The organism is Sedimentimonas flavescens, from assembly GCF_025154035.1.
Taxonomy (GTDB): domain Bacteria; phylum Pseudomonadota; class Alphaproteobacteria; order Rhodobacterales; family Rhodobacteraceae; genus Rhodobacter; species Rhodobacter flavescens.
In genome coordinates, this window is record NZ_JAOALJ010000004.1 from 290199 (window position 1) to 303862 (window position 13664).

Below are 13664 nucleotides of genomic sequence, written 5' to 3' on the forward strand. Positions count from 1 at the left end.
GCGATCATCGGGCGCTTAGCGGGCGGTCAGGTTCGCGGCGCTTTCCGGCAGTTCCTCGTCGAACAGGCGCTGATAGAACTCGGCCACGGTGGCGCGCTCCAACTCGTCGCACTTGTTGAGGAAGGTCAGGCGGAAGGCGTAGCCCACGTTGCGGAAGATCTCGGCGTTTTGCGCCCAGGCGATCACCGTGCGGGGCGACATGACGGTGGAAAGATCGCCGTTCATGAAGGCCGTGCGCGTCAGGTCGGCCACATGCACCATCTGGTTGATCTGCTTGCGGCCCTTCTCGGTGTTGTAATGCGGGCATTTCGACAGAACGATCGCGGCCTCGGCGTCATGGCTGAGGTAGTTCAGCGTCGCGACCAGCGACCAGCGGTCCATCTGGCCCTGGTTGATCTGCTGGGTGCCGTGGTAAAGGCCCGTGGTGTCGCCAAGGCCGACCGTGTTGGCGGTGGCAAAGAGGCGGAAATAGGGGTTCGGCGTGATGACCTCGTTCTGGTCGAGCAGCGTCAGCTTGCCGTCGGCCTCCAGCACGCGCTGGATCACGAACATCACGTCGGCGCGGCCTGCGTCATATTCGTCGAAGACGATGGCGGTCGGGTTGCGTAGCGCCCAGGGCAGGATGCCTTCGTGGAACACGGTGACCTGCTTGCCATCCACCAGTTTGATCGCATCCTTGCCGATCAGGTCGATCCGGCTGACGTGGCTGTCGAGGTTGACGCGCACGCAGGGCCAGTTGAGGCGGGAAGCGACCTGCTCGATATGGGTCGATTTGCCGGTGCCGTGATAGCCCTGGATCATGACGCGACGGTTGTAGGCAAAGCCCGCGAGGATCGCCATCGTGGTGTCGGGATCGAACTTGTAGGTCGGGTCGAGGTCCGGCACGCGGGCGGTCCGCTCGGCGAATCCACGCACCTTCATGTCGCTGTCGATGCCGAAAACCTCGCGAACGTCGATGTCTTCGGTGGGTTTGGCGTTCTGGTCGAGCATGTGGAGCGTCCTTTCTGCGGTCGACTGGATTTGTGGACCATCGGACAGGGGCGCGCAAGGGGGCGGATTGTGTCGGGAACAAGGGAAAAGTGATCAAGGGCGGCCCGCCGGGCCGCCCTCGTGTGTCCCGAGGCGTGGGGTCAGAACTTCATCAGATAGCCGACCGTCAAAGTGGTCAGCTTGGGCTTAGACTGGATGTCGTAGCCTTCGTAGCTGGTGTTCTTTTCGTTGTAGCTGACATGCGCCACTTCGGCGCGCAGCATGCCTGCACCGATCGAATAATCCACGCCGATCGCGAGCCGCGGACCGGTATGGGTGACCTTGTTGCGATCGGTCACGGGTCCGTCGGGCACTTGAACTTCGGTCAGTTCAGTGCGTGCTGCCGACACCCCGAGCGAGCCATAGAACAGGCCCATTCCGGAGACCACGCCGACGCGCCCCGAGAGGTAGGCGGTGGTGCCGATCTTGGTTCCGTTCTTGTAGCCGCTGTAGAACCCGTCGTCGCCTTCGGCATTGGCATAGCCCAGCCCGCCCTCGACGCCGTAGACGGTGCTTCCGTTTTGCCAGTTATAGCCGACGAGGCCCGCGATCCCCATTCCGTCAAGGTCGTGGCTGTCATCGCCCCACTCGTAAGTCGGTGCGATGCCGAAGTGTGCGTCGGTCTTGCCGTCGGAATAGGTCAGCCCCATCCCCGCATACGAACCAGAAAAATCCTGCGCCGATGCTCCTGCCGCTGCCAGTGCGCTCAAAACCGCGGCACCTGCCAGTATCTTGAAGGTGCTCATATTGAAATCTCCCTGACGTTCCTCTTTCTTGGTGACGCAGGGTCAACACCATAGTCGCCGCGTCAAAACAGCCGAGGTTGACAACGCGGTGGGCGATCACGATTTGGTGCGGAAGGGAATGGGCACGGCGCGTTGGGGCGCGTTGCGTCTCTCAAGGCTACTGGCTAGGATCCGCGCCAACAACAAGGGGCAGGAATATGAGCGGACTTCTCGCGCTACTCGACGACGTGGCGGGGATCGCCAAGATAGCGGCGGCCTCGGTCGATGACGTGGCGGGGCAGGCGGCCAAGGCGGGTGCCAAGGCTGCGGGCGCGGTGATCGACGACGCCGCCGTCACGCCGAAATATGTCCACGGCTTTGCTCCCGCGCGCGAATTGCCGATCGTGGGCAAGATTGCGCTTGGCTCGATCCGCAACAAGCTGCTGATCCTGCTGCCTGCGGCGCTGCTGTTGTCGGCCTTCGCGCCCTGGCTGATCACGCCGCTTCTGATGCTTGGCGGGGCCTATCTGTGCTTTGAGGGCGCGGAGAAGGTCTGGCACCTGTTTTTCCCGCACGATCCCTATGCCGATGGCCATGTCGAGGGCGGCGGCGATCCGCAGCATCTTGAGGCCGAGAAGATCGCGGGCGCGGTCAAGACCGACTTCATCCTCTCGGCCGAGATCATGACGATCGCGCTGGCCGCCCTGCCGCCCGAACAGCCGGTGTGGATGGAGGCCATGGCGCTTGCGCTTGTCGGCATCGGCATCACGGTTGTGGTCTACGGCGGTGTCGCGCTGATCGTGAAGGCGGACGACGTCGGCCTGTGGCTGGCGCGGGTGGGGCGGCTGTCGGTTACGCGGGCGCTCGGGCGCGGGATCGTCTCGTTCATGCCGCTGTTCATGAAGGCGCTGATGGTCGTCGGCACGGCGGCGATGATCTGGGTTGGCGGCTCGATCGTGCTGCATGGTCTGGCCGAGACGCTCTGGCACGCGCCCTACGACTGGATTCACCACCAGGCCGAGGTCGTGGCCCATGCGTTGCCGCAAAGCCTGTCGGGCTTCATGGGCTGGGCAACCACGGCGTTCCTTGACGGTATCTTCGGGCTGGCGTTCGGGCTGCTTCTGATCCCGCTGGTCGCCAAGGTCATCGACCCGGTGATCATGTCGTTCAGCGGAAAGGGCAAGGCGGGGCACTGACGCCCCGCTCAACACCCAAGCGCGTCACTTGAAGTTGCGCGAGTCCTTGATCTGATCCCAAGCCCAGACCACCTCTTGCAGCATCTCTTCATGCGAGCGGTCGCCGCCGTTCATGTCGGGGTGCAGAACCTTGATCAGCGCCTTGTAGCTCTTGCGAATGTCGGCCTTGGTCATGCTGTCCTTGGCCTCGAGAATATCGAGCGCGCGGCGCTCGGTCGGGGGCAGCTTGCGGCTAAGGGTGCGGCCGGGGTTCTGCGTCGCATTGGCGCCCAGAAGCTCGTGCGGGTCGGCAATCCCGTGGCGCGACCAGCCGAGCTTTTCGTCATTGGCGCGATTGAAGGGCTTGGTCGGGCGCTCCCACACGGTCGCGTTGTCGAGGAAAGCCTGAAACTCCTCTTCCGACTGTCCCTGGAAGTAGTTCCAGTTCAGGTTGTACTCGCGCACGTGATCCTTGCAGAACCAGAAGTAGTCATCGAGCACCTTCGGGCTCTTGGGGGCGCGATACTGGCCGGCCTCGGTGCAGCCCTCCTTGTCGCAGACCCGCGTCGAGGTCTCGAAGGCGCCGGACATGCCACGCTTGCCCTTCGTGCGGCGTTTCTTGTCCGCAGCCGCCGAAATGTTGAAGCCGAAGGGGTCGCTCTTGCTCATGCGGGCCTCTTGTGAATCAGTCTTGGTTGGGTCGGTGCGCCACTTGACGCCCTGAACGACTCGGGCCACGCAGGATAGAGCAATTGGCGCAAGAAGAAAGGGGGCCGGAAGATGGCTGGCGGAAAAACTCTGGTTGCGGACGAGATCCGCGCGCGATTGGCTGTTCTGACGCCCGAACGGCTGGAAGTGATCGATGAAAGCGCGCTGCATGCCGATCATTCCGAGGACGCGCGGCGGGGCGAAAGCCATTTCCGCATCCGTCTGCGGGCCTCGGCGCTGGAAGGTCTGTCGCGCGTGGCGCGCCATCGCGCGGTGCATGACGCGCTTGGCGCTGAACTGATCGGGCGTATTCACGCCCTGGCGATCGAATTCGAGGCTTAGGCCTCGTCTTCGGCCGGACCGACGCGGGGCGCGCGCCCCTCGGGCGACAGCGCCGAGAGCATCTTCTTGAAAGGCGTCTGCGCGGTCTCGTTGGTCAGCTTGAGCGGCTCGGGGCGGGCCCCCGCCGCGAAGGGGCGACGAAACACCAGAAGGTTGTGAAACACCGTGTGCTTCGAGGTCAGCCCGCTGCGTTCTTCGGCGGGCAGGGTCTCGGCGCGCCAGTATTCCCATCCCTCGCGTGCGAGATCGTTCATCATATGCGTCAGCGTATGGGCAAAGCGATCGATGCCGGTTTTCACGCCACGCTCTTTTTCGCCGCGGATCGGAGCCGGGACGACCTTGTATTCATAGCTCTGCATCGAAACACCTCACTTTGCGGGCTTCATACCCGAAGACCCGCCCCGGTCAACTAACGAGAGGGTGAGGGGCGGGCTTTCGCTCAGGCCTGTTGCAGCACGGGGTCTTCCTCGGGTTCGTGTCTGAACAGGCCCATGTCATGCAGGATTGCTACCATCGCCGGGGTGACCAGCAGCGCGAGCAGCGTCGCCGATGTCAGACCGAAGGCGAGGCTGGCCACGATCGGACGCAACAGTTGCGCCTGCGTGCTCGTTTCAAAGAGCAGCGGACCAAGGCCGACCACCGTGGTCAGCGAGGTCAGGAAGATCGCCCGGAAACGGTCGCGCACCGCGCTGACGGCGCTGTCCTCCAGCGTGTCGCCCTTGGCCAGACGCTCCTTGATGAAGGCGATCAGCAGGATCGAGTTGTTCACCACGACCCCGGCCAGCGTCGCCATGCCCACAAGGCTGGGCAGCGAAAGCGGCAGGCCAAGCAGGAGATGGCCCCACATGACGCCGATCACCGACAACGGAATGGCCGCGAGCACCACGACGGGTTGCAAGAAGCTGCGGAACTGGAAAGCGAGGATCAGGAAGACCCCGATCACGCCGATCCCGAGATTGCGCCCGAGCGACGAGCCGGTCGTCGCGGCATCCTCGGCCTCGCCCAGAAAGCTGACGTGGACATCGGGGCGCTTTTCGGCCAGCGTCGGCAGGTAGTCGGACTTGAGCGCGCTGATCAGCTCGCGAGAATTGGCGACGGCGGTGTTGATTGAGCCCTGCACGGCGACCGACCGCTGGCCGTCGACCCGGTTGATCGAGGCATAGCCGCGATCCATGCGTACATCCGCCACCGCCGAAAGCGGCACGGCCGTGCCGTCCGACGCACGCACCCGCAGATCGAGGATATCGGCCAGGCTACGGCGCGCCTCTTCATTCAGGCGCACGACGACTTCGAGCCCGCCAAGCCGGTCCTGAAACTCAAAGGCCGTGTCGCCGCGAAACGCCGCGCGCAGCTCGCTCGCGATCGATTGTGCCGAAACGCCAAGCGCACTGGCAGCGGCCGGGCGGGGGGTGACGATGAACTCGCGCTTGCCCGGTTGCAGATCGAAGGTCACATCGCGCACACCTTCAAAACCGCGGAAAAACTGGCGCATCTCCTTGGCCGTGGCGGCGAGGGCATCGAGGTCTTCGCCCTGCAGACGGATGTCGATGGGCTTGCCGCCCGCGCCGCGTTCCTTATCGGTAAAGCGGAGTGCTGCCATGTCTGGCAGCGGGCCGGTGGCCTTTTTCCACTGGTCAAGGATCGCGCCCACCTCGGTCACCCGAACACCCGCAGGCAGTAGCCGCGCGCTGACGATCGCCATATGCGGCCCGGTCTCGGGGGTGTCGGCGTTGGCGCTGTAGGTGACGGTGAAGCTTTGCACCAGCGCCTGACCCTCGGGCTGTTCGGGGGAGAGTTCGGCGTTGAGCTCCTCGAGCCCCGCGACAACCTTGGCCACGCGCGCCTCGGTCCGCTCGAAGGGAGAGCCCTGCGCCAGCAGCAGCCGCGCCTCGACCGTGTCGCTTTCCAGCGACGGGAAACTTTGGAACTTGATCAACCCGCCCGCTAATGGCGCGATCGAGAACAGCACCAGAAAGATCGCAAGCCCAAGCGTCAGGTAGCGATTGCGCAGGCTGAGCGCGGCAAGCGGCACCACGACCCCATCGCGCAACCTTGCAAAGGCGTTGTTCACAGCGGTGCTGACGCGCCCGGCCTTAAGATCGTGGCGCAGCGCGTGGTGCATGTGATGCGGCAGGACAAGGAAAGCCTCGACCAGACTGACGATCAGGGTCAGCAAGAGAACGATCGGGATGTATTTCAAGACGCCCCCGATGGAGCCCTGCAGGAAGCCAAGTGGCCCCACGATCATTGCCGTGGTCAGGAACGAGGCCGCAACCCCCGGCGCAACCTGAAGCGCGCCGTTCACTGCAGCGGTCAGCCCGGCCTCGCCGCTCTGCCTGCGCCGCACGATGTTCTCCGAGATGACGATGCTGTCATCCATCAGCAGGCCGATGGCGACCAAAAGCGCCACCATGGTCATCATGTTGATCGAATAGCCCAGATACTGCATCGCGAAGATCGTGCCCAGGAACGACACCGGCAGGCCCATCGCCACCCAGAACGACATCCGGAAGCCGAAGAACAGCCACATCGAGGCCAGCACGAGAAGCAGGCCCTGCACCCCGTTGACGGCGATGATGCGCAGACGGTCGGTGATGTTCGACGTCGAGTCCTGCGAGATCGCAAGCGTGATATTGCCCGGCGCTTCGGCCTGTGCCGCAGCCACCTGCCGGTCAAGCGCCGCCTTCACGCGCAGCGCGTCCTGCGCATCGGTCTTGCTGACGCTGACGATGGCGGCGGGGCGGTTGTTGTAAAGCGCGGCCTGCGCCGGGTCGGCGAAGCCCTCGCTGATCGTGGCGATATCGCCCAGCAACAGCTGCGCGCCGCTTGCGGTTCCCGCGACCGGGATGCGCGCCAGTTCCAGCACCGTGCGTTTCTCGCCCAGAAAGCGCAGGCTGGCATCGCCGTTCGAACCCTCAACCGTGCCCGCCGGCATGTCGAGGCTGTCGCGTCCGATCAGCGTGACGATATCAGAGGCCGAAAGCCCGAAACGCTCGACCGCCGAGGGATCCAGCTCGACGCTGATCTCGCGTTCGGAAAAGCCCGAGACGCTAACCTGGGTGATCGCAGGATCGGTGCGCAGACGTTCGGCCAGCGCGTCAGCGTAGCTGAGCAGGACCATGCGGTCCTCGGGGCCGGTGACCGCGACCGAGGCGACCGAGGCGATGCGCTCGATGATCTGGGTCACGGGGGCTTCGGCCTTGTCGGGGAAGCTGGTGATCGCGTCCACCGCCGCCTTCAGGTCGTTGTGAAAGCGCGTCATGTCGGCGCCTTCGATGATCTCGGCGGTGATGATGGCGGTATTGTCGCGCGCAAGGCAGCTCAGCTCGGCCAGGTTGGTCACCGAACGCAGCGGGTCTTCGGCAACGACGCAGATCCCGCGCTCGACCTCGGCGGGGGAGGCGCCGGGGTAGGCGATGCGGATCTGGACCTCGGAGGGCGGCGTTTCGGGGAAGGTGTCGCGTTGCAACTGCGGCAGGGCCACGAGCCCCAGCACCATCAGCGCGATCATCAGGATGTTCGCAGCGGTCGGGTGACCGGCAAAGAGGCGGATCATTGCGAGGCTCCCTTGCCCTTGCCAGCGGTGCCGCCTGTTGCGGCGGCGGCCAAGGCGGCAAGCGTGGCCTTGTCCTCAAGCGGTTTCACCGCCATTCCGGGCACGGCGATGCTGGGGTCGGCCACCACGAGCTTGTCGCCCTCGGCCAGCCCTTCGGTCACCACGGCGATCTCATCGAGTGTGAAGCCAAGCGTGACCGGGCGCTTTTCCAGTTTGCCCTCTTCGGACACCACCAGCGCCGAGCCGCCAACGACCGCGTCGAGCGGGGCGACCAGCGCCGAGGTTTTCGGCGCGCTCAGCACTACTTCCACCAGCATGTTGCGGCGCAGGGGCGGACGGGCGCCTGCCTCAGCCTGCGACAGCGGGTCTTCCGCGCGCACGACGATGGCGCTCGATTGGGTGCGCGGGTCAATGGATTCGCCCATGCGCACGACCTGCGCCTTCCATGTGACGCTGTGATCGGCGGCGGGCAGGCGGATACGTGCCGTCAGATCGGTGACAGAGCTTCCCTCGGCCATCGCCCGCATCAGCGGACCGATGCGCCCGATGGGGAACTGCGCGGCGATCTCAACGGCCTCGGTGCCCTCGGCGGCCAGAAGCGTCTGCCCGCGCGCGACATACTGGCCGATCTCTGCGCTTACATCGGTCAGACGCAGATCGTAGGGGGTTCGGATATCGGCAAAGGTGAGGTCGCGCTCAAGCGTCGCGCGTTGGGCGCGCAGCACGTCGCGCTCGGCGGCGTTCAGGGCGATCTGGTTTTGGGTCTCGACCAGTTTCGAGCGCGCGGCCAGTTCCTGCCTGCGCACCGATTCAAGGCTTGCTGCGGTCACAACCCCTTGCTGCGCAAGCTTTTCCTGCCGCGTCAGATCCGCCTGGGCCAGTTCAAGATCGGATTGCACCAGCGCCATCGAGGCGGCGATCGTCTGGTCCTTGACCTCAAGCGCGGCCAGTTGCGCATCGGTTTGCGCCAGCGAGAGGCGCAGGCCGCTGTCGTCGATCCGCGCAAGCGAGGTGCCCGCACCGACGATCAGGCCGGGGGCGAGGCCGTCGATGGTCCAGTCGATCTCGCCCTCGATCCGGGCCACCGCGCGCCATTCACGTGCCGGCTCGACCGTGCCATAGCCCGAGACGCGGGGGATAATATCCATCGGCGCCATCGTGATGACGCGGACCTGCGGCGGTGTGCGCAGGGTGTCTTTCGCCGCGGGCTGCTGCGCGAGGCTGCCGGACCACATGATGCTGAGCACCCCGAGCGCCGTCGGAGCCGCCACAGCGAGCCCACGCCGCGCCACCATCTGCCAAGTCCACATCGCAATCCCTCGCGCAAATAAATTCATACTTGTGCATATGATCATGTTGATGCGCCGAAGGGTAGTCAGAAGATGTGACGCCAAGAAAAAAGCCCCGGGGTTCCCGGGGCTTTCTTCGTGTCGAGCAGGTAGGGCTCAGAGCGTGCCGCTGCGCTGCTGGATCATCATGAAGGTGTCGAAGTTGTATTCGGACAGCTGCGCCCAGACATAGGCATCGCGCTTATAGGCCAGCTGGCTTTCGTAGATCTTCTTGAAGGCCGCGTTCGATGCCGTGATCTCGGCATAGACTTCCTGGGACGCGTTGTAGCAGGCCTGCAGAACTTCGGGGCTGAAGGGACGCAGCTGTGCGCCGTTGGCCATCAGCGTCTTGAGCGCACCGGGGTTCTTGTAGTCGTAGGCTGCGAGCATGTCCGAGTTGGCGGCCTGGCAGGCGGCCGCCAGCGCGACCTGGTAGGCCTCGGGCAGGGCGGCGAACTTGTCCTTGTTGAAGAATGCATGCAGCGTCGCGCCACCTTCCCACCAGCCGGGGTAGTAGTAGTAGGGTGCAACCTTGTAGAAGCCGAGCTTCTCATCGTCATAGGGGCCGACCCATTCGGTCGCGTCGATGGTGCCTTTCTCCAGCGACGGATAGATGTCGCCGCCGGCGATCTGCTGCGGCACGACGCCGAGCTTCTCCATGACCTTGCCGCCGAAGCCGCCGATGCGCATTTTCACGCCCTTGAGGTCCTCGACGGTGTTGATCTCCTTGCGGAACCAACCGCCCATCTGGGCACCGGTGTTGCCGCAGGGAAGACCGTGCAGGCCCTGGGTGTTGTAGAACTCGTTCAGCAGGTCGTTGCCGCCGCCGTAGTAATACCAGCCGTTCTGCTGGCGCGCGTTGAGGCCGAAGGGCACCGCGGTGCCGAGCGCGTAGGTCGCATCCTTGCCCCAGTAGTAATACGAGGCGGTGTGGCAGGCCTCGACCGTGCCGTTGGCCACGGCGTCAGCCGCCTGCAGGCCGGGGACGATCTCGCCCGCGGCGAAGACCTGAATCTTGAACTTGCCGCCGGTCATGGCGCTGACGTAGCTCGCCATGGTTTCGGCCGCACCGTAAATCGTATCCAGCGATTTCGGGAACGACGAGGTCAACCGCCAGGTGATCTCGGGCAGGTCCTCGGCCAGTGCCGGGCTGGCAACCGAGGCGGCCGCTGCGGCCGCGCCGCCAAGCGCACCTTTGCGGATGAAAGAACGACGATCCATATAAATTCCTCCCGTGTTGTATGTCCGACTATCGGCCCGCTTTGTGCGGTTCCTCCCCGTAGCCGGCTCCGGTGGTCACTTTACTTTACCGAAAAGACCTGTCTAGCCCTCACGCTACGAAATCCTGCGTCAAATCGCGCATGAAAAAGCCCCGGCGCGGTGAAATGCGCCGGGGCTGGCCGGTTTGAGCGGGATCTTGCCGTAAGTTGCGGCAGTTGCCCGAATTGGCGGCGATCAGAGCGCGCCGTTGCGCTGCTGGATCATCATGAAGGTGTCGTAGTTGTACTCGGCAACCTGGGTCCAGAGGTAGTTTTCGGCGCGGAAGGTCTTGATCGACTGCCACAGCTTGGCGAAGTCTGCGTTCGAGGCTTCCAACTCGGCATAGACCTCGTTGGCGGCGGTGAAGCAGGCCTGAAGGATCTCGGGCGAGAACGGACGCAGCTGCGCGCCATTGGCCACGAGCGACTTGAGCGCCTTCGGGTTCAGGTAGTCATACATCTGCAGCATGTTCGCATCGACCGACTGGCAGGCGGTGCGCAGCAGCGACTGGTAGCCCGCCGGCAGCGCCTCGTAGGCGGCCTTGTTGAACATGAAGTGGACCGTCGGGCCACCTTCCCACCAGCCGGGGTAGTAGTAGTAGGGTGCGACCTTGTAGAAGCCGAGCTTCTCGTCATCGTAGGGGCCGACCCACTCGGTCGCGTCGATGGTGCCTTTTTCCAGCGCCGGGTAGATGTCGCCGCCGGCGATCTGCTGCGGCACCAGGCCGAGTTTCTCCATCACCTTGCCCGCGAAGCCGCCGACACGCATCTTGAGGCCCTTGAGGTCTTCGACGGTGTTGATCTCCTTGCGGAACCAGCCGCCCATCTGCACGCCGGTGTTGCCGCCCGGGAAGGCGACGAGGCCCTGCTTGGCGAGGAACTCGTTGTAGAGGTCGATACCGCCGCCATGGTAGTGCCAGGCGTTGATCCCGCGCGCCGAGAGCGAGAACGGCACGGCGGCCGCAACGGCCCAGGCCGGGTCCTTGCCCCAGTAGTAGTAGCCGACGGTGTGGCAGGCCTCGACCGTGCCGGCGGCGGCAGCGTCAGCCGCCTGCAGGCCGGGAACGATCTCGCCGCCCGCGAAGACCTGGATCTGGAAGTTGCCGTCGGTCGCCTCGCTGATGCGCTTGGCCAGCACGTCGGCCGCGCCGTAGATGGTGTCGAGCGACTTCGGGAAGGACGAGGTCAGGCGCCAGGTCACTTTCGGCGCCGATTGCGCGATGGCGGGCGCGGCGAGGCTGGCAGCAGCGCCGCCAACAGCGGCTTTGGTCAGGAATGAACGACGATCCATGGGGTCCTCCCGTATAATGATCGGATAAAGACACACCCCGGGAGCCCGCGGCGGTCGCGTGGAAAGTGGCAGGCGAAGCCCGGCGTGTCCAGAGCGGGGCTGGCCGAAATGTGCAATTTTGGTAAGAAAAGTGATCCGATTTCGGCTGTTTCTCGCCAATTCGCGCCACTCTGCGTTCAACTGCCGCATCTGGCGGCGGTTGCGCATTAGCTAAGCATCAGCTGCGCGTGTCGGGTAGCGCGATGCGCGCCACCTGCTCGGCGATGGGGTCGACCGAAAGCGGATGGGTCTCACCCGTGTGGTCCTCGGGGTCGCCCAGATCCTGCCAGGCTCCGTTCTTGAAGATCTCCAGCCCGCTGAAATTCGCCTTGTAGCCCATCTTGCGCGACCCCGGCACCCAGTAGCCCAGGTAGACATAGGGCAGGCCCGCACGCCGTGCGATCTCGACATGGTCGAGGATCAGGTAGGTGCCCAGGCTGTCGTCGATCCGATCGGGATCATAGAAGCTGTAGACCATGCTCAGCCCGTCATCGAGCACGTCGGTCAGGCAGACGGCGACCAGCGAATGAGCGGTATCGGGCGTGGCCGCGGTTTCGCGATACTCGATGACGCGCGACTTGATCGGCGTTTCCTCGATCATCGCGGCAAACTCGAAAATATCCATGTCGGCCATGCCGCCATCGGCGTGGCGATCATCAAGGTAGCGGCGGAACAGCGCGAACTGTTCTTCGGTGGCCCAGGGGCTGGTCGCTGTGCGCTTGAGATCAGAGTTGCGCTTGAGCACCCGGCGCTGGGTCCGGCTGGGCGAGAAATCCGCCACGCGGATGCGCGCCGACAGGCACGCCATGCAATCCGAGCAGGACGGTCGATACAGCACGTTCTGCGAGCGCCGGAAGCCCTGGCGCGACAGCGCATTGTTCAGCTTCTCTGCGCCTTCGCCTTGCAGCGCGGTAAACAGCTTCCGTTCCGAGCGCCCGTCGAGATAGGGGCACGGTTGCGGCGCCGTTACGTAGAACTGCGGTGCAAGCGGAAGTGAATGGCGCATGTGTTGGCGTTCGGCGTTAATACGAGGGAAGGCTAGCAAGTTCGGCGTTGTGCGCCAAGCATTTCCTCTGGGCCGAACTGTGCCGAAACCCGGCTTTTTCAAGCCGGGTCGGGGGAGGGGGGAGGTGCGGCGGCAAAATGCCGCCGTTCAGGGCTTAGTAGGCGCCGGGCGCCTTGGGCTGCTCCGTGGGCTCGGTTTCGGGCTGCTCGGCAGCGGCATGGGCGCGCTCGTCCATGTACTGGTCGAACTCTGCCTTGTCGCGGGCCTCGCGCAGGCGGCCAAGGAAGGCCTCGAATTCATCCTGCTCGCGCTCAAGCCGGGCCAGCGTTTCCGCCTTGTAGGCGTCGAAGGCGCTGTTGCCGGTCACACGGCTGGCGTGGATGTCGAAGCCGCAGGCGCGGCGGGCGTGGGTGCGGCGGCAGCCCTTGCCGAAGCGGCCGGTGATCAGGATGAACCCGAGCACAACAAGGCCGAGCGGGCCAGCGAAGATGAACGAGCCGACCATGACCGCGATCCAGGAAATCGGGCCACGTTCGTCGAGCCAGTTCAGCGCACGTGCAAACCAGCCGGGTCGGGCGGGAGCGGGGGAATAGGCGTAGGCGGACATGAGAACCTCCGGGTTGGCATGTGAATTGCTTTCACATTACATGAAATGGGCAGCCCCGCCCCCCGTTCAAGAGGTCATGTAAACCTTTTTTACATTTCATCGCGCGGCGGGCTATCGACGAAATCGGCAAGCTTGGCGCCGGTAATGCGCAGCAGTTCGCGCGGGTCGACCGCGAAGATATGCCGGGGTGTGCCCGCGGCGGCCCAGACCCGCTCGAACTCCAGCAGGCGCGTGTCGTAATAGCTGGCCACCGGGCTCAGATGCCCCACAGGGGCGACGCCCCCGATGGCAAAACCGGTCTCGGCGCGGATGAGCGCGGCATCGGCCTTGCCAAGGGGCTGGTGCGCCACCGAACTGGCCTTGTCAGCGCAGACCCGGTTGCCGCCTGCCGTGAGGAACAGCGCGACATGGCCGCTTGCCTCGCCGCGGAAGATGATCGACTTGACGATCTGATCTACCGCGCAGCCTGCCGCGTCGGCGGCCTCCTGTGCGGTGCGCGCCTGTCCCACCTCGAGAATCTCGAAGGTTACGCCCGTTTCCAGCAGGGCGCTCTGAACCCGTTTCAACGATTTGCTCATAGCTTTGCCCCCCCCTCGCGC

Annotated in this window: 13 protein-coding genes; 2 read left to right on the forward strand and 11 right to left on the reverse strand. The window is 64.6% G+C overall.

The window, feature by feature from the left end; all coding sequences use genetic code 11:
* Nucleotides 1-15: 15 nt before the first annotated feature.
* Entirely contained in the window at nucleotides 16-990 is a 975-nt protein-coding gene (gene cobS / locus N3C64_RS09785; RefSeq protein ID WP_218630695.1) for a cobaltochelatase subunit CobS, read from the reverse strand.
* 140 nt (nucleotides 991-1130) lie between these two features.
* Nucleotides 1131-1775, reverse strand: coding sequence for an outer membrane protein (locus N3C64_RS09790; RefSeq protein ID WP_260014143.1), 645 nt, complete (start codon nucleotides 1773-1775; stop codon nucleotides 1131-1133).
* A 197-nt stretch (nucleotides 1776-1972) separates the two neighbouring features.
* On the opposite strand from N3C64_RS09790, the gene N3C64_RS09795 reads away from it, so the two are divergent.
* Complete coding sequence (locus tag N3C64_RS09795; protein ID WP_260014144.1) at nucleotides 1973-2950, forward strand: DUF808 domain-containing protein; 978 nt, start codon at nucleotides 1973-1975, stop codon at nucleotides 2948-2950.
* A gap of 24 nt (nucleotides 2951-2974) precedes the next feature.
* Here the strand turns inward: N3C64_RS09795 and N3C64_RS09800 are convergent, their stop codons facing one another.
* Entirely contained in the window at nucleotides 2975-3598 is a 624-nt protein-coding gene (locus N3C64_RS09800) for a DnaJ domain-containing protein (protein ID WP_218630692.1), read from the reverse strand.
* A gap of 111 nt (nucleotides 3599-3709) precedes the next feature.
* Between N3C64_RS09800 and N3C64_RS09805 the strand changes: the two genes are divergently transcribed.
* The gene (locus tag N3C64_RS09805; RefSeq protein WP_218630691.1) at nucleotides 3710-3979 is read left to right on the forward strand and encodes a BolA family protein; all 270 of its coding nucleotides are present in this window, start codon (nucleotides 3710-3712) and stop codon (nucleotides 3977-3979) included.
* Here N3C64_RS09805 and N3C64_RS09810 read toward each other — a convergent pair.
* The 8 genes from N3C64_RS09810 to N3C64_RS09845 form a co-directional block, all read right to left on the reverse strand.
* Entirely contained in the window at nucleotides 3976-4338 is a 363-nt protein-coding gene (locus N3C64_RS09810) for a DUF4177 domain-containing protein (protein ID WP_218630690.1), read from the reverse strand. The two genes, N3C64_RS09805 and N3C64_RS09810, sit on opposite strands and share 4 nt — an antisense overlap.
* Before the next feature lie 80 nt (nucleotides 4339-4418).
* Nucleotides 4419-7535: an efflux RND transporter permease subunit gene (locus N3C64_RS09815; RefSeq protein WP_260014145.1), complete on the reverse strand. Its 3117-nt coding sequence runs from the start codon at nucleotides 7533-7535 to the stop codon at nucleotides 4419-4421.
* On the reverse strand, nucleotides 7532-8845 hold the full coding sequence (locus tag N3C64_RS09820) for an efflux RND transporter periplasmic adaptor subunit (RefSeq protein ID WP_260014147.1): 1314 nt from the start codon (nucleotides 8843-8845) through the stop codon (nucleotides 7532-7534). The genes N3C64_RS09815 and N3C64_RS09820 overlap by 4 nt, the downstream gene beginning before the upstream one ends.
* 135 nt (nucleotides 8846-8980) lie before the next feature.
* On the reverse strand, nucleotides 8981-10084 hold the full coding sequence (locus N3C64_RS09825) for a TRAP transporter substrate-binding protein (protein WP_218630687.1): 1104 nt from the start codon (nucleotides 10082-10084) through the stop codon (nucleotides 8981-8983).
* Nucleotides 10085-10318: 234 nt separating this feature from the next.
* Nucleotides 10319-11413: a TRAP transporter substrate-binding protein gene (locus N3C64_RS09830; RefSeq protein ID WP_218630686.1), complete on the reverse strand. Its 1095-nt coding sequence runs from the start codon at nucleotides 11411-11413 to the stop codon at nucleotides 10319-10321.
* Nucleotides 11414-11630: 217 nt separating this feature from the next.
* On the reverse strand, nucleotides 11631-12458 hold the full coding sequence (locus N3C64_RS09835) for an arginyltransferase (protein WP_218630685.1): 828 nt from the start codon (nucleotides 12456-12458) through the stop codon (nucleotides 11631-11633).
* 154 nt (nucleotides 12459-12612) lie between these two features.
* On the reverse strand, nucleotides 12613-13065 hold the full coding sequence (locus tag N3C64_RS09840; protein WP_260014150.1) for a DUF2852 domain-containing protein: 453 nt from the start codon (nucleotides 13063-13065) through the stop codon (nucleotides 12613-12615).
* An 89-nt stretch (nucleotides 13066-13154) separates the two neighbouring features.
* The gene (locus N3C64_RS09845; protein WP_260014152.1) at nucleotides 13155-13643 is read right to left on the reverse strand and encodes a YbaK/EbsC family protein; all 489 of its coding nucleotides are present in this window, start codon (nucleotides 13641-13643) and stop codon (nucleotides 13155-13157) included.
* Between the last annotated feature and the right edge of the window lie 21 nt (nucleotides 13644-13664).